The organism is Amycolatopsis sp. Hca4 (assembly GCF_013364075.1).
Lineage (GTDB): Bacteria > Actinomycetota > Actinomycetes > Mycobacteriales > Pseudonocardiaceae > Amycolatopsis.
Map to the genome: position 1 here is coordinate 6,674,207 of NZ_CP054925.1, position 23,923 is coordinate 6,698,129.

The following is a 23,923-nucleotide window of genomic DNA, read 5'->3' on the forward strand; positions in this document are numbered from 1 at the left end:
TCCATGACACTCGACAACGCCTTGGCCGGCCTCAACCACCAGCTCCGGAGCGCGCTGCCGCCCGAGATCGCCGAAATCCTCGAAGCGGACCGGCGCCGGGGCGCCACAGATTTCGCCGAGGTGGGCGCCAAGATCGAGGACTTCACGCTGCCGGCAGCCGACGGGACGCCCACGAGCCTCGGCGAACTCGTCGCCGACGGGCCGGCGGTACTCGTCTTCTACCGCGGCCAGTGGTGCCCGTACTGCAACCTGACCCTGCGCACCTACCAGCAGGAACTGCTGCCCGAGCTGGCGCACTTCGGGGCGGTGCTGGCCGCGATCAGCCCGCAGCGGCCGGACGCCCCGGTGCCGGACCTGGCGTTCCCGGTGCTTTCGGACGCCGGAAGCACGGTCGCGCGGGGGCTCGGGCTGAGCTACCCGGTGTCCGCGCCGGTGCGGGACGCGATGGTGACCCTGGGCACCGACCTCGAGCAGGTCAACGGCACCTGGGAGCTGGTCCACCCGGCGGTGCTCGTGGTCGATCGGGACCGCGTGCTCCGGTTCGTCGACGTCCACCCGGACTTCGTCACGCGGACCGAGCCGGCGGCGATCCTCGAGGCCCTCAAGTCGATTTGACGCTGTGCCGCACCCGGTAGGTGATCACCGAACCCAGGACCAGGGCCACGGCCAGGGAGAGCAGCAGGCTGATCCCGGGTTCGGTGACCACCCGGCCGCCGGCGTAGCCGAGGAGGGCCACGTACGACGTCCAGAGGGTGACGCCGACGGCCGATGCCGTGAAGAACTCCGCCATCGGCCACCGGAGCGATCCGGCGAGGAGCGCACCGATCGTCCCGCCCGACGGCAGCCAGCGGGCGGCCACCAGCACCGGCCGGGGGTGGCGCTGCAGCCGCCCGTCGAGCCAGCCGAGGCCGGCGGCGAACTTGCGCCGCCGGCTCAGCCGGTCCAGCGCCGCCCGGCCACCGAACCGGCCGAGGGCGTAGAGCGCCTGGTCGGACGCCAGGCACCCGGCACTCGCCACGGCGATCACCAGCGCCAGCGACGTCCCGCCCTGCGCCGCCGAGATCCCCATGCCGAGGATGGTCACCTCGGTGGGCAGCAGCGGCACGAGCGCGACGACGAACAGCACCAGCAGTCCCGCCGTCGATCCGTCCACACCTCCATTAACCACCCGCCCGCGGCGCGGCACTCCCGATCACCGGGGACTCACAGCAACCCGACAGCCGGCCCACAGCTTCGGAAACCATGCCAGGAGTTGTCATGGTTCGGCGCGAACGTGGTCGGCATGAGCACTCTTTCCGGAAAAGTCGCACTGGTGGCAGGCGGTACGCGTGGCGCGAGCCGGGCGATCGCGGTCGAACTGGGCCGCGCGGGCGCGTTCGTGTACGTCACCGGGCGCTCGACGCGCACCGAGCGGTCCGAAGTGGACCGTCCCGAAACGATCGAAGAGACCGCCGAGCTGGTCGAACGGGCGGGTGGCCGGGCGGAGGCGATCCGCGTCGACCACCTGGTGCCGGCCGAGGTCGAAGCGCTGGCCAAGCGGATCGACCACCTCGACATCCTGGTCGACGGCCTCTGGGGCGGCGACCAGCACCTGGGCTGGGGCAAGCCGGTGTGGGAGCACGACCTGGCCGCCGGCCTGCGGATGATCCGCCTCGGCGTCGACGCGCACCTGATCACCAGCCACTTCCTGCTCCCGCTGCTGATCGACCGGCCCGGTGGGCTGGTCGTCGAGCTGACCGACGGCACGGCCGAGTACAACGCGAAGTACCGCGAAGGCACTTCGCTGCCCTTCTACCTGGCGAAGGCGTCGGCGCACCTGCTGGCGATCGGCGAGGCGGCGGAACTGGCTTCGCACGGCGCGACCGCCGTCGCCTTCACCCCCGGCTACCTGCGGTCGGAGGCGATGCTCGAGATCTACGGGGTGACCGAGGCGAACTGGCGTGACGCCTGCGAGCGCGTCCCGCACTTCGCGATCTCGGAAACGCCGACGTTCTGCGGGCGCACGGTGGTGGCGCTGGCGGCGGACCCGGACCGGCACCGGTGGACCGGGCAGACGGTGAACAGCGGCCAGCTGGCGAAGGAGTACGGCGTGGACGACGTCGACGGCAGCCGGCCGGACGCTTGGCGGTACATGACGGAGGTGGCGGACGCCGGAAAGCCCGCGGACACCACCGGCTACCGGTGAGCGTTGCGGGCGGCCAGCTCCGCGCCGATCGCGGCGAGGGCCGCCCGCAGTTCCACCGGTTCCACGACCTCCACGCCCGGGCTGAGCGCGACCAGCTGGCCGAGGCCGATCTCGCCGTCCTCCAGGGCGAGCTCGGCCTCGGCCCACCCGTCGTCGTCCGGTGGGCCCAGCGACACGACCGTGTCCGCCAGGTGCTCCCCGCCGAAGACCCGGCGCAGCTCGCGCACCGCGGTCCGGTTCAGCCGGGCGCGCACCCGCACCGGCCGCGCGACCTGCTCGAACGCCGCCGACGACGCCCGCCACCAGTCGGCCAGGTCGAACGACGGCGGCCGCTCGAACGCGGTGTCGAGCTCGGCCACCGAGAGGATCCGCGAGACGCGGTAGGTGCGCAGCGCGTCGTCCGGCACCACCCGGGCGACCAGGTACCAGACACCCGCCTTGAGCACGAGCCCGAGCGGTTCGAGCTCCCGCGAAGCCACCTTGTCCCGGCGCCGGTACGTCACCGAGACCCGCCGTTGCGACCACACCGCCTGCGCCACGGCCGCCAGCGACGGCGGTTCGTCCGGCGAGCCGAACCAGCCCGGGGCGTCCAGGTGGAACCGACCGGCCACCAGCGCGGCGTGTTCCCGCAGCTCCGCGGGCATGCCTGCGGACACCTTCGCCCGCGCCGCGCTGCCCGCGGTGTCGAGACCCAGCCCGGCGAGCGCGTCCGGCACCCCGAGCGCGAACAGCGCGACGGCCTCGCGCGCGGTCAGCCCGTCGAGCCCGGCCCGCCAGCCGTCGACCAGCCGGAAGCCGCCGTGCCGGCCCTGCTCGGTCCACAACGGAACACCCGCTTCGCGCAGGGCGGCCAGGTCGCGGTGCATCGTCCGTTCCGAAACGCCCAGCTCGGCAGCGAGCTCGGCGGCGGTCGCGCTGCGCCGCCGTTGCAGCGTGAACAGCAGCGCGACCAGCCGCTCGGCTTTCACCGGTTACCGGTTGGCGCGGTTCACCGCCGAGACGACCGCGCGCAGCGACGCGGTGACGATCGACGGGTCGATGCCGATGCCCCAGAACACGCGGTCCGAGATCGCGCACTCGATGTAGGACGCCGCGCGGGCGTCGTCGCCCGGCGAGAGCGTGTGCTCGCTGTAGTCCAGCAGGCGCAGGTCGTACCCGACCGTCGACAGCGCGTCGAAGAACGCCGCGATCGGGCCGTTCCCGCGGCCGGTGACCTCGTGCTCGTCACCCTCCACGCGCACGGTCGCGGTGATGTCGTACTCGCCGTCACCGTTGTCGCGGACGTGCTGGCGGACCAGCTCCAGCGGCGTCTTCAGCTCCAGGTACTCGGCCGCGAAGGCGTTGTACATCGTGGTCGGGTCGACCTCGCCGCCCTCGGTGTCGGTGTAGCGCTGGATGACCTTCGAGAACTCGATCTGCAGGCGACGCGGCAGGTCGAGCTGGTGCTCGGCCTTCATGATGTAGGCGACGCCGCCCTTGCCGGACTGCGAGTTCACCCGGATCACGGCCTCGTACGTGCGGCCGACGTCCTTCGGGTCGATCGGCAGGTACGGGACCTCCCACGGATACTCGTCGACCGGTACGCCCGCCTTGTCGGCGGCGTCCTTCAGCGCGTCGAGACCCTTGTTGATCGCGTCCTGGTGGCTGCCCGAGAACGCGGTGAAAACCAGGTCGCCGCCCCACGGCGAGCGCTCGCCGACCGGCAGCTGGTTGCAGTACTCGACCGTCCGCTTGATCTCGTCCATGTCGGAGAAGTCGACCTGCGGGTCGATGCCCTGGCTGTAGAGGTTCATGCCCAGCGCGACCAGGTCGACGTTGCCGGTGCGCTCGCCGTTGCCGAACAGGCAGCCCTCGATCCGGTCCGCGCCGGCCTGGTAGCCCAGCTCGGCGGCGGCGATGCCGGTGCCGCGGTCGTTGTGCGGGTGCAGCGACAGGATCACCGAGTCGCGGCGGGCCAGGTTCCGGCTCATCCACTCGATCGAGTCGGCGTAGACGTTCGGCGTCGCCATCTCGACGGTCGCCGGCAGGTTCAGGATCACCGGCTTCTCCGGCGTCGGCTGCCAGATCTCGGTGACGGCGTTGCAGACCTCGAGCGCGTAGGACAGCTCGGTGCCGGTGTAGGACTCCGGCGAGTACTGGAACCGGAAGTCGGTGTCGGGCTGCTTCGCAGCCAGCTCGACGACCATTTCCGCGGCCTGCGTCGCGATCTTCTTGATGCCTTCGCGCTCCTCGCGGAAGACGACGCGGCGCTGCAGGATCGAGGTCGAGTTGTAGATGTGGACGATCGCGCGCGGCGCGCCTTCGAGCGACTGGAAGGTCCGCTCGATCAGCTCGGGACGGCACTGGGTCAGCACCTGGATGCTGACGTCGTCCGGGATCGCGTGGTCTTCGATGATCTCGCGGACGAAGTCGAAGTCCGTCTGCGACGCCGCCGGGAAGCCGACCTCGATCTCCTTGTAGCCCATGCGGACCAGCAGGTCGAAGAACTTGCGCTTGCGCGCCGGCGACATCGGGTCGATCAGGGCCTGGTTGCCGTCACGCAGGTCGACGGCGCACCACAGCGGCGCGCGCTCGATGCGCTTCTCGGGCCAGGTGCGGTCGGGCAGGTCGATGTTCTCGACCAGGTCGTACCAGGGGCGGTAGCGGTGCACCGGCATGGACGTGCCGCGCTGGGTGTTCCAGGCGGGCTGGCCGGCGGGCGCGGGACGCGACGGTTTGCGGATCTTGCTCATGGGATTTGGGGTGTCTCCAGCTCGACGGGTGCGACCGGCACCACGAAGCCCCGCGACGGGGAGCCGGTCCGGTCAGGCCCCGTCGCGGCAGCGAAGCAGGAGAGCACGCGCCACGGCCCCACCATAACCACGGAACGCCGGGTGAGGGAAGCCGGGCCGTGCCGGAACTGTTACCCGGATGGTTACTTGTGGGTAGCAATCGGCTGGGTGGCGTGCGAAACTGCGGGCATGGGTGAGCACGCAGAGTCGTCATCGGAGGAGACGCGCGTCTCCCGGCGCGCCGCCGTCGACTGGCGCCGCACCGGGGGCAAGGCAGCTTCGCTGGTGGCGTCGATCGTCCGCTGGGTCGGCCTGGTCTTCGCGGCCATCCTGGTGATCCACGTGATCTTCACGGTCGGCTCGGCGAACCCGGACAACGGAATCGTGTCGTTCGTGAAGTCCTGGGCGGACAGCCTCGCGCTCGGCTTCGGCGACCTGTTCACGCCGAGTGACGAAAAGCTGCGCGTGCTGGTCAACTACGGCATCGCGGCGATCTTCTGGATGGTCGTGTCCGGGATCTTGGCCAAGGTCATCCGCCGGGTGGGCGGGGCGTCATAGCGCCGGCTTGCCCCAGGAGTCGGTGAAGGCGAACTCCTCGAGCGGCAGCCGCGCCCGGTCGGCCTTCTCCCGCTCGATCCGCCAGTCCTCCTCGAGCACCTCCGGCGACGCCACCGACCCGACCGCGATCGCGACCTTCGGGACGACGTCGTCGGGGAGCGAGAACGCCGCGCGCACGGCTTCCGGGGAGAAGCCCGCCATCTGGTGGGCGACCAGGTCCAGCTCGACCGCCTGCAGGACGAGGTTCTCCGCCGCCAGCCCGAGCCCGTACTCCGCGTACGGGACTTCGCCCTTCTCGTTCGTCGTCACCATGACGCCGACCAGCAGCAGGCTTGCCCGGCGCGCCCAGGCCTGGTTGCCCGAGTTCAACGACCCCAGGATCGCGTCGAACGACGGCGTGCCGCGGACGCCCACCAGGAAGCGGGCCGGCTGCGTGTTGCCGAACGACGGCGCCCAGCGGGCCGCTTCCAGCAGCGCGCGTACCTGCTCGTGGGTGACGACGGCTGACTCGTCGTAGGCCCGCGGGCTCCACCGTTCCGCCATCAGGGTTGCGATCGGGACACTCGTCACAGCAGGCTTTCGCACGATCAACAGCGTACCCACGAGTGCTGTGCGTCACTCGGGCGGAAGGGCTCCGCGCATTTCGTTGGTGTTGCGGAAGATTTACTTCCCCGACACCCATGGGACGAGTGAGCCCCACGTCAAGAGGGTGGCGGGCCGCCCGCGCCCCGGTAGGCTCCAGTTCAAATCATGGGACGCGGGGGCTCCTCGGTGCCCACCAGGAGCCGCCCGGCCCGCGAGGAGGTTCGGGCGTGGCCCTCGTGGTCCAGAAGTACGGCGGATCGTCGCTGGAAAGTGCCGACCGGATCAAGCGCGTGGCGGAGCGGATCGTCGCGACGAAGAAGGCGGGCAACGACGTCGTCGTCGTCTGCTCGGCGATGGGTGACACCACCGACGAGCTGCTCGACCTGGCGCAGCAGGTGAACCCGGCGCCGCCGGAGCGGGAGATGGACATGCTGCTCACCGCGGGTGAGCGCATCTCGAACTCGCTGGTCGCGATGGCGATCGCGGCCCAGGGCGCCGAGGCCTGGTCGTTCACCGGTTCGCAGGCCGGCGTCGTGACGACGTCGGTGCACGGCAACGCCCGCATCATCGACGTCACGCCCAGCCGCGTCACCGAGGCCCTCGACCAGGGCTACATCGCGCTGGTGGCCGGGTTCCAGGGCGTCGCGCAGGACACGAAGGACATCACCACGCTGGGCCGCGGCGGGTCGGACACCACCGCCGTCGCGCTGGCCGCCGCGCTGAACGCCGACGTCTGCGAGATCTACTCCGATGTGGACGGTGTGTACACCGCCGACCCGCGGGTGGTGCCGGACGCGAAGAAGCTCGACACCGTCACCTACGAAGAGATGCTCGAGCTCGCCGCGAGCGGGTCGAAGATCCTGCACCTGCGGTCGGTCGAGTACGCGCGCCGCTACGGCGTCCCGATCCGAGTCCGTTCTTCCTACAGTGACAAGCCGGGCACGACGGTGACCGGTTCTATCGAGGAGATCCCCGTGGAACAAGCCCTGATCACCGGTGTGGCGCACGACCGCTCCGAAGCCAAGATCACGGTGACCGGGGTGCCGGACACCACCGGTGCCGCGGCCCGGATCTTCCGCGTGATCGCCGACGCCGAGATCGACATCGACATGGTGCTGCAGAACGTGTCCAGCACCGTCTCCGGCCGCACCGACATCACGTTCACGCTGTCGAAGGCCAACGGCGCCAAGGCCGTCAAGGAACTGGAGAAGGTCAAGGCGGAGATCGGCTTCGAGTCGGTGCTCTACGACGACCACGTCGGCAAGGTGTCGCTGGTCGGCGCCGGGATGCGCTCGCACCCGGGTGTCACGGCGACGTTCTGCGAAGCGCTGGCCGAGGCCGGCGTCAACATCGAAATCATCAACACCTCGGAGATCCGCATCTCGGTGCTGATCCGGGACGCGCAGCTCGACGACGCCGTGCGCGCGATCCACGAGGCGTTCGAACTCGGCGGCGACGAAGAAGCCGTCGTCTACGCGGGGAGTGGTCGCTGATGGCGGACGGGTTGCGGGTCGGGGTGGTCGGCGCGACCGGCCAGGTCGGTGCGGTGATGCGCAAGCTGCTGGCGGAGCGGGAGTTCCCGGTCGCCGAGCTGCGCTACTTCGCTTCGGCGCGCTCGGCGGGGTCGAAGCTTCCCTGGCGTGACACGGAAATCACGGTCGAGGACGCCTCGACGGCGGACCTGTCCGGTTTGGACATCGCGCTGTTCTCCGCGGGCGGGTCGACGTCGAAGGCGCAGGCGCCGCGCTTCGCCGCGGCCGGGGCCACGGTGATCGACAACTCCTCGGCGTTCCGGATGGACCCGGACGTGCCGCTGGTCGTCAGCGAGGTCAACCCCGAGGCGATCAAGGAAGCGCGCAAGGGCATCATCGCGAACCCCAACTGCACCACGATGGCCGCGATGCCGGTGCTGAAGCCGCTGCACGACGAGGCCGGGCTGGTCCGGCTGGTCGCGTCGACGTACCAGGCGGTGTCCGGCAGCGGGCTGGCCGGCGTCGAAGAGCTGGCGGGCCAAGTCCGCGCCGCGGCGGAACACGCGTCGCTGCTGACCCACGACGGCGCGGCGATCGAGTTCCCGAAGCCGGAGAAGTACGTCCGCCCGATCGCGTTCAACGTCCTCCCGATGGCCGGGTCCATTGTGGACGACGGCGAGCTGGAGACGGACGAGGAGAAGAAGTTCCGCAACGAGAGCCGCAAGATCCTGAGCATCCCGGGCCTCGGCGTCTCGTGCACCTGCGTGCGCGTGCCGGTGTTCTCGGGGCACTCGATCTCGGTGAACGCGGAGTTCTCGCAGCCGTTGCCGGTCGAGCGCGCGACGCAACTGCTGGCGCAGGCGCCGGGGGTCGAGCTGTCGGAGATCCCGACCCCGCTGCAGGCGGCGGGCAACGACCCGAGCTACGTCGGCCGCATCCGGGTCGACCAGGGCGTCGAGGGTGGGCGGGGCTTGGCGCTGTTCATCTCGAACGACAACCTGCGCAAGGGCGCGGCGCTCAACGCCGTGCAGATCGCGGAGCTGGTGGCGCAGCAGCTGTAGGCCACAGTGGACAGCTGAATAATCGCTTTTCGTTTGGCGGTGCCCGGGGGATCCTGGGCACCGCCAAACGCTTTCCAGGGGAGGAAACATGTACACCGCTGTCGAGGGGGCTCGCGTCCCGATCCGGATGTGGGCGGATCCCGCGTCGGTCGAAGACCAGGCCATGCGGCAGCTGCACAACGTCGCGAACCTGCCGTGGGTGCACGGCGTCGCCGTGATGCCCGACGTCCACTACGGCAAGGGCGCCACCGTCGGCAGCGTCATCGCGATGCGTGACGCCGTCTCGCCGGCCGCGGTCGGCGTCGACATCGGGTGCGGCATGAGCGCCGTCCGGACGTCGCTCACCGCGAGCGACCTGCCCGACGACCTCGGCAAGCTGCGCCGGGGCATCGAGAAGGCCGTTCCCGTCGGTTTCGGGATGCACCGGACGCCGGTGAACCCGGCCAAGGTGCACGGTGTCGGCGGCTGGGACGCGTTCTGGAAGGGCTTCGGTGAGCTGCACCCCGGCGTCCAGGAGCTGCACGACCGGGCCGCGCGGCAGATCGGGAGCCTCGGCGGCGGTAACCACTTCATCGAGGTCTGCCTCGAACAGGGCGGTGCCGACGAAGGCCGGGTCTGGCTGATGCTGCACTCGGGTTCGCGCAACATCGGCAAGGAGCTGGCCGAGCGGCACATGGCCGTCGCGCGCAAGCTGCCGCACAACGCCGACCTGCCCGATCGCGACCTCGCGGTGTTCGTCGCGGGCACGCCGGAGATGGCTGCCTACCGCCGTGACCTGTTCTGGGCGCAGGACTACGCGGCGCGCAACCGCGCCACGATGGTCGCGCTGCTCAAGCAGGCCGTGCGCGACGAGCTCCCGCAGGTGACGTTCGACGACGCGATCTCGTGCCACCACAACTACGTCGCCGAGGAGACCTACGACGGCGTCGAGCTGCTCGTCACCCGGAAGGGCGCGATCCGCGCCGGATCGGGTGACCTCGGGATCATCCCGGGCAGCATGGGGACCGGTTCGTACATCGTCCGCGGGCTGGGCAACGACTCGTCCTTCCAGTCGGCGTCGCACGGCGCCGGCCGCCGGATGTCGCGGACCAAGGCGAAGAAGCTGTTCACCGCCGACGACCTCGCGGCGCAGACGGCAGGCGTCGAATGCCGCAAGGACTCGGGCGTGGTCGACGAGATCCCGGCGGCGTACAAGGACATCGAAACGGTGATCCGTGCGCAGACGGACCTGGTCGAGGTCGTGGCGCACCTCAAGCAGGTGGTCTGCGTCAAGGGCTGACGGTACCTTGGCGCCATGACGAGGGGTGGAACTCTGGCCGCGTTGCTGGCCGCGGCGGGCTTGCTGCTGAGCGGGTGCGCCGAGGTCGGCAACGCGGTCGACCAGGGGTCGAAGACCGTCGACAAGGTGGGTGTCTGCACCGAGGCCCTCGGGCTCGCGGACCTGAACCCGCTGGTCGACCCGGCGAAGTTCAAGGCCCGCGCCGAGGACAAGGAGCGGCGGCTGCGCGAGCTCGCGGGTGACGTCCAGGACCAGAACGTCAAGAACGCGCTGCTCGGCATGGCCGACTCGTACGTCCAGGTGCAGAAGGAACGCTTCGAGGACGCCGGCGTGGTGGCGCGGTGGGTGCAGCGCAACGTCAAGAAGCTCGACGCCCTCCGCGCCGCCTGCAGCTGACGACTCGGCGCTTGGGGTGGGCCCCGGCTGGACGACTAGTGCGTAACTCGGTCAGTGGTCGTAGGCGGTCAGTGATCGGGTGATGCCCTCAAATCAAGGAGCAGGGTGGTCATCCCGTCGCCTGAGGCCGTCAAATCACTTTGAGCCGGGCCCGCAACCCCAGGGCGAAGGCGGGTGAAGACGCAAGCTTGCGGGCCCGGCTCAAAGTGATAGGCCTCGTTCAGGCGACGGGATGACCACCCAGCGGCTTACCCGCGAAGGTGAGAGGGAAGCGCTCCCCGTGGTCATCCCGGAGCCTGCCCGTCCGGCGAGGACATTTTTCTGCCGATCTGGAAGCGTCTGCCGCGGCAGAGCTCTGCCGCGAGGGGGGTCCCGACGTCGTGGTCTTCTTGCGCTGCCGGCCGCCGGTCCGCGTCGACGAAGCACCCGCGAGAGGTGCGGATGTTCACCACCCGCCCTTACCCATTACTCGTCTAGCGGCAGCTTTCGGCCAGCTCCGGCTCCGGGGCGGGAGCCGGGGTGCGGCGGCGCAGCAGGCCGGCCGCGGCGATCGCCAGGCCGCCGAGGCCGGCCGCCACGAAACCCCACTCCGGGTTCGAGTGGTCGATCGCGAAGCCGACCACCGGGCTGCCCACCGCCAGGCCGAGCCGGGTGAACGCGTCCTGCAGGCCCATCGCCTCGCCGCGGACCTGCGCCGGGGCGAGGTGGGTGACCGTCTCGGTCGTGGCCGCCAGCGTCGGCGCGCACAGCAGGTTGGTCGGGATCAGCGCCAGCGTCAGCAGCCACCACGGGTGGTCCGCCAGGCCGACGGGCATCACCAGCAGCGCGAGCAGCAGCATCAGCACGCCCTGCGGCAGCGACCGCTTCACGACGCCGTGCACGATGCCGCCGGTGATGGACGCCGTGCACATCACCGCGATGACCAGCCCGGTCACGCCGAGCTCACCGTTCGCGCGCAGCGCGGCCAGGGTCGCCAGCTCGGTGCCGACGAGCACGAACAGCGCGCCACCGGCGATCAGCAGGGTCCCCACCAGCCGTCCGGTGAGCCAGCTCCGCAGCGGCGGCCGGGGCCCGAGCTCCTCGGCCTTGCCCGCGCCTTCGCGGATCGGCGGGTCGACCAGCCAGATCAGGAACGCCGTGCTGCCGAAGAGCACGCCGAGCGCGGGCAGCGTCCACGTCGGCGGGAACGTCGTGATGGCCGCGATGCCGATGGCCGGGCCGATCATGAACGTCGCTTCGATCGAGATGGTGTCGAGCGAGTAGGCCGCGCGGCGCTGCTCGATCGGCACGAGCGTGGCCAGCACCTGCCGGGCCAGTGAGCCGGCCGGCACCGAGAGCATCCCGGCCGCGATCGCGACCACGGCCAGCGCCTCGAACGGCAGGTGCGGTGCGGCGATCCAGAACACCGTGGTGCCGATCCCGCAGACCGCGACGACCGGGCGCAGCCCGTACCGGTCGAAGCAGCGGCCGAGCAGCGGCGCACCGAGCGCCATCCCGAGCGTGACGCAGCCGCCGACCAGGCCGGCGGCGCCGTAGCCCCGGCCGAGCACGGTGACGATGTACAGCGTCATCAGCACGCCGTTCATGGTCATCGGCAGACGTGCCAGGAACATCAGGGCCATCGTCGAGGGAACGCGGGGGACGGAGAGCACCCGGCGGTAGGGCTGCAGAGGCACGTCTTCGATGAGAACCCAAGGTGGTACGCGCGTGCAACTTATTTCCGCCGCCGCACCCCCTGGTGCACGGAAATTATGAGGGCTACTCTCATTTGGTAGCTACTATCAACTGGGGGTCGCTATGACTCATCAGCATCCACGCAGGTGGTGGGCGCTCGGTGCGCTCGCGGTGAGCCTGCTGACCATCGGGCTCGACCTGACCGTGCTCAACGTCGCCGTGCCGACGCTGGCCGTCGACCTCGGCGCCACGACCACGCAGCTGCAGTGGTTCGGCAACGCCTACACGCTGGCGCTGGCCGCGCTGCTGCTGCCGGCTGGCCTGCTCGGCGACCGGTTCGGCCCGAAGAAGCTGCTGCTCGGTGCGCTCACGGCGTTCGGACTGGCCTCGCTGTGGTGCGCCTGCGCCGGTTCGCCGGGCGAGCTGATCGCCGCCCGTGCCGGGCTCGGCGTCGCCGCCGCGTTCCTCATCCCGCTCTCGCTCTCCCTGCTGAACATCCTGTTCCCGCCGGAGGAGCGGGCGAAGGCGCTCACCACCTGGGTGCTGGCGATGTTCGCCGGCATCCCGCTCGGCCCGCTGCTCGGCGGCTGGCTCCTCGACCACTTCGCGTGGGGCTCGGTCTTCCTGATCAACGTCCCGCTGACCGCGGTCGGTGTCGCCGCGGTGCTGTTCCTGGTGCCGCTGACCCCGGGTGCGGGCGGGAGCCGGATCGACTTCGCGGGCATCGCGCTCTCGACGGCCGGGCTGCTCGCGCTCACCTACGGGTTCGTCCACGCCGGCGAGCACGGCTGGGGCGATCCCCTGACCTACGGCCTGATCGCGACGGGCACCGCGCTCGTGGCGGTGTTCTGCTGGGCGCAGACCAGGGTGCCCGAACCGCTGACCGACCTCGCGCTGTTCCGCGAGCCGCGGTTCGTCTGGGGTGCGGTGCTGGCCACCTTGGCGTCCTTCGCGTTGATGGGCCTGCTGTTCGTGCTGCCGCAGTTGTTCCAGGCGGTGCAGGGCGCCGACGCGCTGCAGACCGGCGTGCGGCTGCTGCCGCTGATCGGCGGGATGCTGGTGGCGGCGAAGGGCGCCGAGCGGCTGGTCGCCGTGCTGGGCGTGCGAGTCGTCGTCGCGGGCGGGTTCGTGCTGCTCGCGGCCGGGCCGGCCTGGGGCTCGACGACGTCGCCGTCGGGTGGGTACGGCGCCACCGTCGGCTGGGAGCTCGTGATCGGCCTCGGCACCGGTTCGACGCTGCCGCCGCTGATGACGATGGCGATGGGCGCGCTCACCGAAGGCCGGTCGGGGGCCGGGTCGGCGCTGATCCAGGCGTTGCGGCAGGTCGGCGGCACCGTCGGCGTCGCGGTGCTGGGCACCGTGCTCAACGGCGGCTACCGCGACGGCGTCGACGTCACGGGCCTGCCCGCGCCGGTCGCCGACGCCGTGCGCGGCAGCGCGTCCGGTGCGGTCGCCGTCGCGGAGGAGCTCCGGCTGCCTTCGCTGGCCGCGTCCGCGCGGGCCGCGTTCACCGGCGGGATGGCCGCGACGCTGTGGGTGTGCGCCGGCCTGGCCGTCGCCGGGGCGCTGCTCGCGGCGGTGTTCCTGCCCGCGCGGGCGGCCGCGGGAGCGCAGCCGCGAGAATCGGAGCATGACGTCGTCGCCGGTTGAACCCACGGGACTGCGAGAGCGCAAGAAGGCCAGGACGCGTGCCGCGATCCAGCGGCACGCGTTGCGGCTGTTCCACGAGCAGGGGTACAGCGCCACGACCGTGGACCAGATCGCGGCCGCGGCCGAGATCTCGCCCAGCACGTTCTTCCGGTACTTCCCGACGAAGGAAGCGACCGTGCTCTACGACCCGTTCGACCCGGTGCTCATCGAGGCCGCCGTCGCGCAGGACCCCGGGCTGAGCCCGATCGGCGCGCTGCGGGCGACGATGGGCTTCATCCGCGAGCAGCTGCCCGACGGCGAGTGGGAGCGGGAGCGCCAGCGGCAGGCGCTGGTGTTCCGCGAGCCGGAGCTGCGCAGCGCGGTGATGGACAAGTTCGCCGAGGGCATCGACCTGCTGGCCGGGCTGGCCGCGCGGCGCACCGGGCGGGCCGCGGACGACTTCGCGGTCCGCAACTGGGCGGGCGCGGTGGTCGGCGTGGTGCTGGCCGCGTTGCTCGGCGCCGCGGCGGACGCGGAGGCCGACACGCTCGAGGTCATCGATCAGGCCGTCGCCCACTTGGACGCGGGACTGCCACTCTGAATTCCGGAATTGATTTCGCATTACCGCGTCCACCTCGGGGGGAAACCGTGTGGGTGGCGGTGAGAGCGTGGGGGACGCCCCATCTGGAGCAGTCGGGACACGCTGTCCGCCGGAGTGATGAAGCTAAATGATCACCGTTTACACTCGTGTGGGTTACCCGGCCGTTCCATAGTGGACAGATGCTACCAGCAGTGATCCTCGGAATCGGTCAGGATGATCTTCAGGGGGATGAGCAAGGTTTCGCGGTTAATCCAATGCGGGCCAGTTCGGGACATTCAAATCCGGCACGTAAGGGTGTTAAACCTCCCGAACCGGTGATCGGGTGGCCCATCTCCGACACGGGGGGTATCGATTTAACCCGTCAGGTCTCGAGGCCAGGAGGTAGGGAATGAAAGCCAAGTTCGGGCGAGTCATCGCCCTGGTGGCTGCCGGCAGTCTGCTGGCGGCGGCGACGGCGGGGATCGCGTCGGCGAGCCCGGGAGGGGGCAAGGGTTCCTCCAGCACCCAGGCCCTCGCCGCGCAGGTGCTCCAGATGCGTGACGACCTCACCAAGGTGGCCTACGCGGGCGACGTCGGTGCCACGCGGACCGACCTGGGTCGGCTGAGCCCGGTGCTCGCGGACATCGCGGCCGGCAAGCGCTACACGGTCCAGACCGAGACCGGCCAGCTGGCCGGTCTGGCCAAGGGCCGCGCCGACGAGTCCACCCGGCTGCTGGCCGACCCGACGGCGAAGGCGCGCCAGCTGCCGCCGTTGCCGCTGCCGATCCCGTCGCTGCCGGACCTGCCGGGACCGCTGAAGATCGTCAGCGACCTGGTCAAGGCCCTGCTGGCCGCCGTCACCGGGATCCTGGGCGGGTTGCTCGGCGGCCTGCCGGTGCCGCCGCTGCCGGTGCCGCCGTTGCCCGTACCGGGTTCGTAACCGCCGCAGGAAAACCGGGGGCCCGGAGCCCGGCGCGGACATTCCTCCGCGCCGGGCTCCGGCGGCGCCCCGGGCTCCTTCAGTTCACTTTGGACAGACCCTGCCGCAGCGCGCCCGCCGTCTCCGCGAGCGCCTCCCGGAACCGCGTCCCCACCCCGGTGAAGTTGATGAACCCGTGGATCAGGTCCTCGTGCCGCCGCAGCGCCACGTCGACCCCCGCCTCGCGCAGCTTCTCCGCGTACGCCTCGCCCTCGTCGCGCAACGGGTCGAACCCCGCCGTCACCACCAACGCCGGCGGCAGGCCGCTCAGGTCCTCCGCGTGCAACGGCGACAGCCGCGGGTCGGTCAGGTCCGTGCCCTCGGGCACGTAGTGCCCCTCGAACCACTTCATGTGCACGTCGGTCAGGAACAGGTTCTCGGCGAACAGGTCCTGCGAGCGGTAGCGCCGCGCGAAGTCCGTCGCCGGGTAGATCAGCAGCTGGAACGCCGGTGCCGGGCCACCCCGGCGGACCGCCTGCTGGGCCGTCACCGCCGCCAGGTTGCCGCCCGCGCTGTCACCGCCCACCGCGATGCGGGCCGGGTCCGCGCCGAGGTCGCTCGCCTTCGCCACCGCGTACTCGAACGCCGCCAGCGCGTCCTCCGTCGCCGCCGGGAACGGGAACTCCGGGGCCAGCCGGTACTCGATCGACAGCACCCGTACCCCGGCGTGCTTGGCCAGGAAGCGGACGGCGTTGTCGTGGCTCGCCCGCGTCCCGATCACCCAGCCGCCGCCGTGGAAGAACACCAGCAGCGGGGACTTCTCCGGCAGCCCGACCGGCGTGTACAACGTCGCCGGAACGTCGCCGTCCGGGGTCGGCACGGCGATCTCCCGCACCGAGACCGGCTCGATCGGCCGGCCGCTGACCAGGTGCCGGCCCGCGTCGAGCAGGGCCCGCGACCGCTCGACCGAGCCCTGCACGAGCTCGGCTCGAGCGATCCTCTGCAGCCGGAGGAGAAGCTGGGCGTCGAGCGCGAGGTCCTGGCCGTCGAGGTGGACGGCCCGGCCGGCGACCGCCCGCCGCACCGGGGTGGGCAGCCAGAACGCGAGCTGGGACGCGGCCGCCTGGGCGCGGACCGGGAGCGGGATCGCCATGGTTCCTCCATCAGCGTCGGGGCTGACGGTGACGTTACTTGTCAGTAGGTAACAGGTCCAGCTGTGACCGGCGCCTCGGTCCCAGAGTCTGGTCCTCCAGTTAACTAGAGGGGTTAGCCTGGAAGACGTGACTTCAGCCAGGACGGTCAACGTGCTCGGGATCGGCGGCTCTCTGCGCGACGGCTCCCAGTCCGAACGTGCGCTGCGGATCGCGCTCGACGGCGCCGCGGAGGCGGGCGTCCGGACCCGGCTGATCAACGGTCCGGAGCTGGTGCTCCCGTTCTACGACGCCGGTGTGCCGGAGCGCAACGAGCGCGCCACCCGGCTGGTCGAGGCGATCCGGGAGGCGGACGGGCTCATCGTCGTTTCGCCCGGCTACCACGGCGCGCTGTCCGGCCTGGTCAAGAACGCCCTGGACTACGTCGAGGACCTGCGGGACGACAGCCGTCCCTACCTCGACGGCCGCGCGGTCGGCCTCGCCGCCGTCGCGTACGGCTGGCAGGCCGCGGTGACGACGCTCGAACAGCTCCGCACGATCACGCACGCGCTGCGCGGCTGGGCCACCCCGCTGGGCGGCTCGATCAACTCGGCCGAGACCAAGTTCGACGAGGGCGGCAGCGCTTCGGACGAGAAGAGCGTCCGCACCCTTCGCCTGATCGGGCGGCAGGTCGCCGAGTTCGCGGTGACGCGCAACGCATGACGTTTCGCCTGGTGGCCGCCGGGTAATAAAACGACGTGATGCCTGCCATGTGGGGGCACCGTTCCGCGGGTGCGGGATGTTGTGCCCAGTGAGACGCTCGTTGAGGAGCGTCCGCGACAGAAGGCAGGCTGAGCATGGGTCAGGCGATCTACACCGCGGTGGCAACGGCGCGCGGCGACGGCCGCAACGGCGAAGTGACGTCGTCGGACGGCGTCATCGACGAGTCGCTGGCCATCCCGAAGGAGATGGGCGGCCCTGGCGGGGACAAGACCAACCCCGAGCAGCTCTTCGCCGCCGGTTACTCCGCCTGCTTCCACAGCGCCCTGCAGCTGGTCGCGCGCCAGGCCAAGGTCCAGCTGTCCGGCTCGACCGTGACCGCCGAGGTCAGCGTGCTCAAGCAGGAGGTCGGGTTCGGCCTCGGCGTCGCGCTGAACGTCTCCCTCCCGGGGCTCGAGCAGGCGCAGGCCGACCAGCTGGTCGAGCAGGCCCACCAGGTGTGCCCGTACTCCAACGCGACCCGCGGCAACATCGAGGTCGCGCTCTCCGCCACCGTCTGACCCGGCACCCCGGTCCGAACCAGTACGAGGAAAGGATCACCCGCAGATGAGCAAGTCTCCGATCAAGAGCCCGCTTTCCGAGGCCGACAAGGAGATCACCGGCAACGCCCTGCAGGCGACGCTGGTCGACCTGGTCGACCTGTCCCTCATCGCCAAGCAGGCGCACTGGAACGTCGTCGGGTCGAACTTCCGCAGCGCGCACCTGCAGCTCGACGAACTGGTGAACACCGCGCGCCAGTACGTCGACGAGGTCGCCGAGCGCGCCAACGCCATCGGCATCTCGCCGAACGGCAAGGCCAAGACCGTCGTCGAGAGCTCGGGCGTGCCCGAGTACCCGGACAACTGGCAGTCGGTCGAGTCCACGGTCGCCGCGATCGTCGACATCCTTGCCGCGCTCATCGAGCGGCTGCGCCAGCGCATCGACGAGACCGACAAGAGCGACCTCGTGACGCAGGACCTGCTGATCGAGATCACCCGTGCGCTGGAAGAGGCGCACTGGATGTGGCAGGCCCAGCAGGCCTGATTTTCCCGCCAAAGGGGTCGTTCCGGACGGAGCGGCCCCTTTCGCGTTGCCAGGGTTAGTACGTTCGGTGGCATGGTCTTGCATCAGGGGAACGCCGACAGCCCGGACCGCGCGGCCGGGACGAACCCGTTCTACGCCGGGACGAACCCGGCGCTCGCGGCGTCGTTCGTCATGCCGCACGACAAGCTGCGCGACGACCCGGTGCCGCCGGACACCGCGCTGCAGCTGGTGCGCGACGAGCTGATGCTCGACGGCAACGCCCGGCTCAACCTGGCCACGTTCGTCACGACGTGGATGGAGCCGCAGGCGCGCGAGCTGATGGCCGAGTGCGTCGACAAGAACATGATCGACAAGGACGAGTACCCGCAGACGGCCGAGCTGGAGCGCCGCTGCGTCAACATCCTCGCCGACCTGTGGCACGCACCGGACCCCACGGACGTCATGGGCTGCTCGACGACCGGGTCGTCGGAGGCCTGCATGCTCGCCGGGATGGCGCTGAAGCGGCGCTGGTCGAAGCTCGGCCGCACCGGGAAGCCGAACCTGGTGATGGGCGCGAACGTCCAGGTGTGCTGGGAGAAGTTCTGCGAGTACTGGGAGGTCGAGCCCCGGCTGGTCCCGATGGACGGCGACCGCTTCCACCTCACGGCCGAAGAGGCGGTGGCCCGGTGCGACGAGAACACGATCGGCGTGGTGGCGATCCTCGGCTCGACGTTCGACGGCAGCTACGAGCCGGTCGCGGAGATCGCGGCGGTCCTGGACGCGCTGCAGTCCCGTTCCGGGTGGGACATCCCGGTGCACGTCGACGGCGCGTCGGGCGCGATGATCGCGCCGTTCCTCGACCCGGACCTGGAGTGGGACTTCCGCCTGCCGCGGGTGGCGTCGATCAACACGTCGGGCCACAAGTACGGGCTGGTGTACCCGGGCGTCGGCTGGGTGCTGTGGCGCGACAAGGCCGCGTTGCCGTCCGAGCTGGTGTTCAACGTCAACTACCTCGGCGGCGACATGCCGACGTTCGCGTTGAACTTCTCCCGCCCCGGCGCGGAGGTCGCGGCCCAGTACTACACGTTCGTCCGGCTCGGCCGCGAAGGTTTCCGCGCGGTGCAGCAGGCTTCCCGGGACGTCGCGATGCACCTGTCTTCCGGCATCGAGGCCCTCGGGCCGTTCTCCTTGCTGACGCGGGGCGACCAGCTACCGGTGTTCGCGGTCACGACCCACCCGGACGCGGGTTTCGACGTCTTCGACGTGTCCCGCCGGCTGCGCGAGCGCGGCTGGCTGGTGCCGGCGTACACGTTCCCGGAGAACCGGACGGACCTGGCGGTGCTGCGCGTCGTGGTCCGCAACGGCTTCACGCACGACCTGGCGGACCTGCTGCTGGCGGACCTGGGGCGGGTGCTGCCGGAGCTGGCGGAGGAAGGCGGCCGCCCGAAGGATCCGGCGAAGGCGACCGCGTTCCACCACTAGCTCAGCCGAGGATCCGATCTTGGGGGCTCTGACACCGCCACTGAATCATGTTGGCGCACCGGAACTTCTCGTTGCTTTTCCGCCGCGATCAAGTGGTTCTGCAGCTCGAGGTGTCGAAACTGGTAGCTCACCCCGGACCTTCTGAGCAGTCCGGCATCGCAGGACCACGAAAGAAACCGGAAAAGTCTTAGTGGAAGCATCCCCTTCATTGCTGCGAGCAAGATCCCTGTCGTATACCTGACCCGAGCGGGGATTAACGAAATAGTGATCAGGGATGATATTGCCAAGAAATCATAAAGAACGTTTACTCGGATGGGCTGGCGACCCTCAGCTATCCAGTCTATGGCGGCCAAGGATAAAGAGCCACCTAGGGGGATGAGCAATGTGAAGAATATCAGTTCGAATCTCAAGGCGGAGTGTGGGTTCGCAATCTCTATGTCATGGTTCCACTCCGTAATACGCGCTGATAATCCGTTTACTAATGCGGAAATCAAGCCTAGTATAATACCAAAAGTTGTTCCGATGAAGACAATGAATGCGACGGACGTCAGTATACTGTCCATAAGACTATCGGGCCATTCAAACTGATTGCTCGCACTGGCTAATCCGAGTAGGGTAGCCGCGGATACCAGACCACCTCTGGTTGCACTAAGGGCTGTTCTGCCACCGTATCTGACGCTGATGCTAAGTCGCTCTTTCGGTGGTATTCGAACCCGGTTGCGTACCCATGGTGTCGGCCAGGGTTGCTTTGCTCCGCTAAATATCACAGAGGGAAAGGCTGCTAACACTGCCGCGTAGAGGCCGACAGTAATCGCGATCTTCACCCATGGAATCGTGACATCGAGTGCCATGACGAATTGCTGGAAAGTCTCGGCTAGTGTAGTGCCGAAAATCCCGAGTGCGACGATATAGTATATTGACAAGGTAGAAATGACGTGGGCGACCCGGACCAATTTTTGTCCGGCAATGGGCCAGAGTAGGTGTGGTACGAGGTCGATGCCGGAAAGTCCTGCGGGTACTCCTGGCTCTTTCGATGCGACCGTTTCCTGCCAGGTCAGATGTTTCGCAAGGCTTTTGAGCCAGATTTCGACCTTTTCCGGAGGGTACCTTGGCGGCTTATTTTTACTTTCTTTCAGAATTGCTGCGGTGACGTATGAATCGAGTAAGAACTCATTTATTCGGGTTGACTGTGTGACCTGTGACCCGTTGTTCAAGGTGAACATCTCATCGGGGTCCCTGTCGGAGTTGAACAAGGTGGCGGCCAGGTGAAGACGCCAAGGGGTCGAGAGCACTTCGTCCATTACCTCTGCGTGGGTGTTGACGGCATTGAGCCATCGCTGGCGTTGACGTGCGTCTGCCTCGAACCTATCCTCGATGTAATCGACTATCTGTGTGTGCTGTAGGGGAAGTATTCGGATCTTGGTCGCATCGCGAAGTGTTGCTCCAGTACTCTCCAAATGTGCGAAACGCTCGGATCGGCACGTTAACACCATGCTTCCTCGGAGCTGCCCGTCAATATATTCGTTGAGTACTCGAATGGCCTGTAAGGCTCGGCTGGGTTCCTCGGCGTTGGCTCGGTCCATTTCGTCAAGTCCGTCGAGTATGGGTAACAGTTTCCTGGGTCGTGCGGCCACCAGCTCTTTGGCGCTGGCAGCTCGGATGCCGTAGTCGACGACCAGTCGATCGGCCAGCCAATTCTCCAGTTCCTGATGGCCGTCCCAGCTGGCGAGGCTCAGCCGGATCGGTAACGGTGCATCTGGTGTACCCGATTTCAGCAACTGCAGCGCGAGTTCGATGCACATCATCGTTTTTCCGGATCCCGGGTCTCCCAAGATGATCAATCGTCCGACGGGGAGGCAGTCAAAGAATTCGCCGATGTCGGCCAGATTTCCTCGCTGTCCGCCTTGACCGACTTGGTAGCGGACGAATTCATTGACCAGCCTGCGAATGAGTGGCAAGCGGCCCGGATTCTTCGTGCTACCGTCGGAGTATGCGAGGTTCGCTGATGTGGTGTCGGCAAGCAGATGGTAGCGGCTGGACTCTTCTCTGCGGAATATTTCAGATTTGAGTAACTCAACGGCACTCCCCTCCGTCGGGATGCCGCGCAAACGAGCCCTAGTCCAGGCGACGACCTTGGTGAGTGCCGTCACCAAGGCGAGCAGCAAGCCGGCTATCTGGATCAGTCGCGCCACCTGCTGGTCATTCAGGTGCTGACGACGAAGTACTTCACCTGAAACCACGAGCATCACGGCAAGGACAAACCAGAGCCACCATGGGGTTTGTCGAGCGGCTCGCAGTTTCATCCACCAGGTGCGCATCAGTGGATTGTGACGGCTCCGCCGTATTGGAGTGGTCTCCGCTCATCAGAAGGATTCTGGATCACCTGAATGGCCTAGCGCTCAGCCTGTGGCACCTTTGCAGACATGGTCGTTGTTTGACGATGGACGTTCAATGCCAGGACTTGGCGCGGGCGTACTGGTCGGGCCACCGCACGTCCGCGCCGAGCGCGTTCGCCGCGCGCAGCGGCCAGTGCGGGTCGCGCAGCAGTGCTCGGGCGAGGAACACCGCGTCGGCCTGCTCGCCCGCGATGATGTCCTCCGCCTGCTGCGGGTCGGTGATCATGCCGACCGCGCCGGTCGGGAGGCCGGCCTCGGTGCGGATGCGCTCGGCGAACGGCACCTGGTAGCCCGGGCCGACCGGGATGTCCGGGTGCGGGGTGTTGCCGCCCGAGGAGGCGTCGATCAGGTCGATCCCGCGCTCGGCCAGCAGCTTCGCCAGCCGGACCGAGTCGTCGGCCGTCCAGCCGCCCTCGGTCCAGTCCGTGGCCGAGAGGCGGGCGAACAGCGGGACGTCCGTGGTGGCGCGCACCGCGTCGGCGATCTCCAAGGCGAGCCGGGTGCGGCCGTCGAAGTCGCCGCCGTAGCGGTCGGTGCGGGTGTTCGACAGCGGCGACAGGAACTGGTGGACCAGGTAGCCGTGCGCGAAGTGCAGCTCGAGGACGTCGAAACCGGCGTCGACGGCCCGGCGGGCCGCCCGCGCGAAGGCCTCCGGCAGCGCGGCGACCTCGTCGGTGGTGAGCGGCCGCGCGGGAGCGTAGCTGCCGAAGGGCTGGGCGTCCGCTCCGACGCTCGGCCAGCCGCCCTCCTCGGGCGGGACGCTGCCGGCGCCTTCCCACGGCCGCCGCGTCGAGGCCTTGCGGCCGGCGTGGGCGAGCTGCATGCCGATGGCGGTGTCCTGGCCGTGGACGAAGGTGACGATCCGGCGCCACGCCTCGGCCTGCTCGTCGGACCAGATCCCGGTGTCCTGCGGGCTGATCCGGCCTTCGGGGGTCACCGCGGTCGCCTCGGTGAACACCAGGCCCGCGCCGCCGGCGGCGAACTGGCCGAGGTGGACGAGGTGCCAGTCGCCGGGCAGGCCGTCGGTGGCGGAGTACTGGCACATCGGCGAGACCCAGGCGCGGTTCGGCAGGGTCAGGCCGCGGACGGTGATCGGGCTGAAGAGTCGGCTCACCTCAGGAGCAACGACACGTGCCCGGCGTCTCTTCCCGTCGCCAAGGTCGTCTACCGGCGGGTAACCTCGCTCACATGGGTGTCGCTGCTGACGAACGCCGGGCGCTGAGCGCGCTCTTCGATGAACTCGGGCCCGACGCGCCGACGTTGTGCGAAGGCTGGACCACGCGCGATCTCGCCGCGCACCTCGTCGTGCGGGAACACCGGGCGGACGCCGCTCCGGGCATCGTCGTCCCCGCGCTGGCCGGGTACACGCAGAAAGTCCAGGACCGCTACGCCGCCAAGCCGTGGACGGCCCTGGTCGAGCAGGTGCGGCGGGGGCCGTCGAAGTTCTGGCCCACCGCGATCGGCCCGCTCGACGAACTCACGAACACCGCCGAGTTCCTCGTCCACCACGAGGACGTCCGGCGCGCGCAGGACGGCTGGGAGCCGCGGCCCGCGGACCCGGTCCGGGACGCCGCCGCCTGGAAGTCGGCGAAGCAGGCCGCCAAGCTGAACCTCCGGAAGTCACCCGTCGGCGTGACGCTGCGCACCAAGGACGGCCGCGAAGCCGCCGTCAAGACCGGGCCCGATCCGGTGACCGTCGTCGGCGAACCGGTCGACCTGCTGCTGTTCGTCTTCGGCCGGGACGCCGTCCACCTCGGCTTCGAGGGTGACGCGGCCGCCGTCACCAAGCTTCAGACGGTGAACCGGGGGCTCTAGGCTGCGTCCATGCCGATGATCAGCGTTGCCATGTTCCCCGGCCGGACCCCGGCCCAGAAGAGCGCCCTGGTCCGGGAGCTGACCGACGCGTTCATCCGCACCTGCGGCGGCAAGCCCGAGGGCGTCCAGGTGACGCTCGTCGAGATCGGCGCCGACCACTGGGCGACCGGCGGCGTCCTGCACTCCGAACGCTGAGCCGCACTTCCACG

The 23,923-nt window shown here is 69.3% G+C and carries 24 protein-coding genes; 16 read left to right on the forward strand and 8 right to left on the reverse strand.

The genetic code is table 11. The annotated features are described in order from the left end of the window. The first annotated feature begins 3 nt into the window (after positions 1-3). Positions 4-615, forward strand: a complete 612-nt coding sequence (locus HUT10_RS29950) for a peroxiredoxin-like family protein (protein ID WP_176174252.1) — start codon at positions 4-6, stop codon at positions 613-615. On the opposite strand, the gene HUT10_RS29955 is transcribed toward HUT10_RS29950, so the two are convergent. Next, positions 602-1,153: a DedA family protein gene (locus HUT10_RS29955; RefSeq protein WP_176174253.1), complete on the reverse strand. Its 552-nt coding sequence runs from the start codon at positions 1,151-1,153 to the stop codon at positions 602-604. The genes HUT10_RS29950 and HUT10_RS29955 overlap by 14 nt on opposite strands. Before the next feature lie 129 nt (positions 1,154-1,282). Here HUT10_RS29955 and HUT10_RS29960 point away from each other — a divergent pair, with 129 nt between their 5' ends. Then, positions 1,283-2,185 (forward strand): SDR family oxidoreductase, encoded by a 903-nt coding sequence (locus HUT10_RS29960; protein WP_176174254.1) that lies wholly within the window; start codon positions 1,283-1,285, stop codon positions 2,183-2,185. On the opposite strand, the gene HUT10_RS29965 is transcribed toward HUT10_RS29960, so the two are convergent. Together HUT10_RS29965 and leuA are read right to left on the reverse strand one after the other, a co-directional pair. Beyond that, positions 2,176-3,153 carry a YafY family protein gene (locus tag HUT10_RS29965; protein WP_176174255.1) on the reverse strand — a complete coding sequence of 326 codons (978 nt, stop codon included), beginning with the start codon at positions 3,151-3,153 and terminating at the stop codon, positions 2,176-2,178. The genes HUT10_RS29960 and HUT10_RS29965 overlap by 10 nt on opposite strands. Before the next feature lie 3 nt (positions 3,154-3,156). Then, positions 3,157-4,917 (reverse strand): 2-isopropylmalate synthase, encoded by a 1,761-nt coding sequence (leuA, locus tag HUT10_RS29970; RefSeq protein WP_176174256.1) that lies wholly within the window; start codon positions 4,915-4,917, stop codon positions 3,157-3,159. A gap of 228 nt (positions 4,918-5,145) precedes the next feature. Between leuA and HUT10_RS29975 the strand changes: the two genes are divergently transcribed. Continuing rightward, complete coding sequence (locus HUT10_RS29975; RefSeq protein ID WP_176174257.1) at positions 5,146-5,514, forward strand: hypothetical protein; 369 nt, start codon at positions 5,146-5,148, stop codon at positions 5,512-5,514. Here HUT10_RS29975 and HUT10_RS29980 read toward each other — a convergent pair. Continuing rightward, positions 5,509-6,099, reverse strand: a complete 591-nt coding sequence (locus tag HUT10_RS29980; RefSeq protein ID WP_254897079.1) for a nitroreductase family protein — start codon at positions 6,097-6,099, stop codon at positions 5,509-5,511. The genes HUT10_RS29975 and HUT10_RS29980 overlap by 6 nt on opposite strands. 227 nt (positions 6,100-6,326) lie before the next feature. Here HUT10_RS29980 and HUT10_RS29985 point away from each other — a divergent pair, with 227 nt between their 5' ends. The 4 genes from HUT10_RS29985 to HUT10_RS30000 all read left to right on the forward strand — a co-directional run bounded on the left by HUT10_RS29985 (position 6,327) and on the right by HUT10_RS30000 (position 10,307). After that, the gene (locus HUT10_RS29985) at positions 6,327-7,592 is read left to right on the forward strand and encodes an aspartate kinase (protein WP_176174258.1); all 1,266 of its coding nucleotides are present in this window, start codon (positions 6,327-6,329) and stop codon (positions 7,590-7,592) included. Continuing rightward, complete coding sequence (locus tag HUT10_RS29990; RefSeq protein WP_176174259.1) at positions 7,592-8,632, forward strand: aspartate-semialdehyde dehydrogenase; 1,041 nt, start codon at positions 7,592-7,594, stop codon at positions 8,630-8,632. Before HUT10_RS29985 ends, HUT10_RS29990 begins: the two co-directional genes overlap by 1 nt. An 88-nt stretch (positions 8,633-8,720) precedes the next feature. Further along, positions 8,721-9,911, forward strand: coding sequence for an RtcB family protein (locus HUT10_RS29995; RefSeq protein WP_176174260.1), 1,191 nt, complete (start codon positions 8,721-8,723; stop codon positions 9,909-9,911). 15 nt (positions 9,912-9,926) lie between these two features. Beyond that, entirely contained in the window at positions 9,927-10,307 is a 381-nt protein-coding gene (locus HUT10_RS30000) for a hypothetical protein (RefSeq protein ID WP_176174261.1), read from the forward strand. 473 nt (positions 10,308-10,780) lie between these two features. Here the strand turns inward: HUT10_RS30000 and HUT10_RS30005 are convergent, their stop codons facing one another. Next, positions 10,781-11,920, reverse strand: coding sequence for an MFS transporter (locus HUT10_RS30005; protein WP_176178087.1), 1,140 nt, complete (start codon positions 11,918-11,920; stop codon positions 10,781-10,783). A 232-nt stretch (positions 11,921-12,152) separates the two neighbouring features. Here HUT10_RS30005 and HUT10_RS30010 point away from each other — a divergent pair, with 232 nt between their 5' ends. The 3 genes from HUT10_RS30010 (at position 12,153) to HUT10_RS30020 (ending at position 15,130) form a co-directional block, all read left to right on the forward strand. After that, positions 12,153-13,631, forward strand: a complete 1,479-nt coding sequence (locus HUT10_RS30010; RefSeq protein WP_176174262.1) for a DHA2 family efflux MFS transporter permease subunit — start codon at positions 12,153-12,155, stop codon at positions 13,629-13,631. Next, on the forward strand, positions 13,612-14,211 hold the full coding sequence (locus HUT10_RS30015) for a TetR family transcriptional regulator (protein WP_176174263.1): 600 nt from the start codon (positions 13,612-13,614) through the stop codon (positions 14,209-14,211). Before HUT10_RS30010 ends, HUT10_RS30015 begins: the two co-directional genes overlap by 20 nt. Positions 14,212-14,599: 388 nt before the next feature. Then, a complete protein-coding gene (locus HUT10_RS30020; RefSeq protein WP_176174264.1) occupies positions 14,600-15,130 on the forward strand; it encodes a hypothetical protein in 531 nt (176 codons plus the stop codon). A gap of 79 nt (positions 15,131-15,209) precedes the next feature. Here the strand turns inward: HUT10_RS30020 and HUT10_RS30025 are convergent, their stop codons facing one another. Next, the gene (locus HUT10_RS30025) at positions 15,210-16,262 is read right to left on the reverse strand and encodes an alpha/beta hydrolase (RefSeq protein ID WP_176174265.1); all 1,053 of its coding nucleotides are present in this window, start codon (positions 16,260-16,262) and stop codon (positions 15,210-15,212) included. A gap of 127 nt (positions 16,263-16,389) precedes the next feature. Between HUT10_RS30025 and HUT10_RS30030 the strand changes: the two genes are divergently transcribed. The 4 genes from HUT10_RS30030 to HUT10_RS30045 all read left to right on the forward strand — a co-directional run bounded on the left by HUT10_RS30030 (position 16,390) and on the right by HUT10_RS30045 (position 19,503). Next, positions 16,390-16,962 (forward strand): NADPH-dependent FMN reductase, encoded by a 573-nt coding sequence (locus HUT10_RS30030; protein WP_176174266.1) that lies wholly within the window; start codon positions 16,390-16,392, stop codon positions 16,960-16,962. Between the two features lie 134 nt (positions 16,963-17,096). After that, a complete protein-coding gene (locus HUT10_RS30035; protein WP_176174267.1) occupies positions 17,097-17,519 on the forward strand; it encodes an organic hydroperoxide resistance protein in 423 nt (140 codons plus the stop codon). Between the two features lie 46 nt (positions 17,520-17,565). Further along, complete coding sequence (locus HUT10_RS30040; protein WP_176174268.1) at positions 17,566-18,042, forward strand: Dps family protein; 477 nt, start codon at positions 17,566-17,568, stop codon at positions 18,040-18,042. A 72-nt stretch (positions 18,043-18,114) separates the two neighbouring features. Continuing rightward, positions 18,115-19,503 (forward strand): glutamate decarboxylase, encoded by a 1,389-nt coding sequence (locus HUT10_RS30045; RefSeq protein WP_176174269.1) that lies wholly within the window; start codon positions 18,115-18,117, stop codon positions 19,501-19,503. Here the strand turns inward: HUT10_RS30045 and HUT10_RS30050 are convergent. Next, positions 19,500-21,821, reverse strand: coding sequence for an NACHT domain-containing NTPase (locus HUT10_RS30050; RefSeq protein ID WP_176174270.1), 2,322 nt, complete (start codon positions 21,819-21,821; stop codon positions 19,500-19,502). The genes HUT10_RS30045 and HUT10_RS30050 overlap by 4 nt on opposite strands. Positions 21,822-21,951: 130 nt before the next feature. Continuing rightward, positions 21,952-23,013 (reverse strand): NADH:flavin oxidoreductase/NADH oxidase, encoded by a 1,062-nt coding sequence (locus HUT10_RS30055; protein WP_176174271.1) that lies wholly within the window; start codon positions 23,011-23,013, stop codon positions 21,952-21,954. A gap of 74 nt (positions 23,014-23,087) precedes the next feature. Between HUT10_RS30055 and HUT10_RS30060 the strand changes: the two genes are divergently transcribed. Continuing rightward, positions 23,088-23,714: a TIGR03085 family metal-binding protein gene (locus HUT10_RS30060; protein WP_176174272.1), complete on the forward strand. Its 627-nt coding sequence runs from the start codon at positions 23,088-23,090 to the stop codon at positions 23,712-23,714. 9 nt (positions 23,715-23,723) lie between these two features. Continuing rightward, complete coding sequence (locus tag HUT10_RS30065; protein WP_176174273.1) at positions 23,724-23,909, forward strand: tautomerase family protein; 186 nt, start codon at positions 23,724-23,726, stop codon at positions 23,907-23,909. Positions 23,910-23,923: the final 14 nt, after the last annotated feature.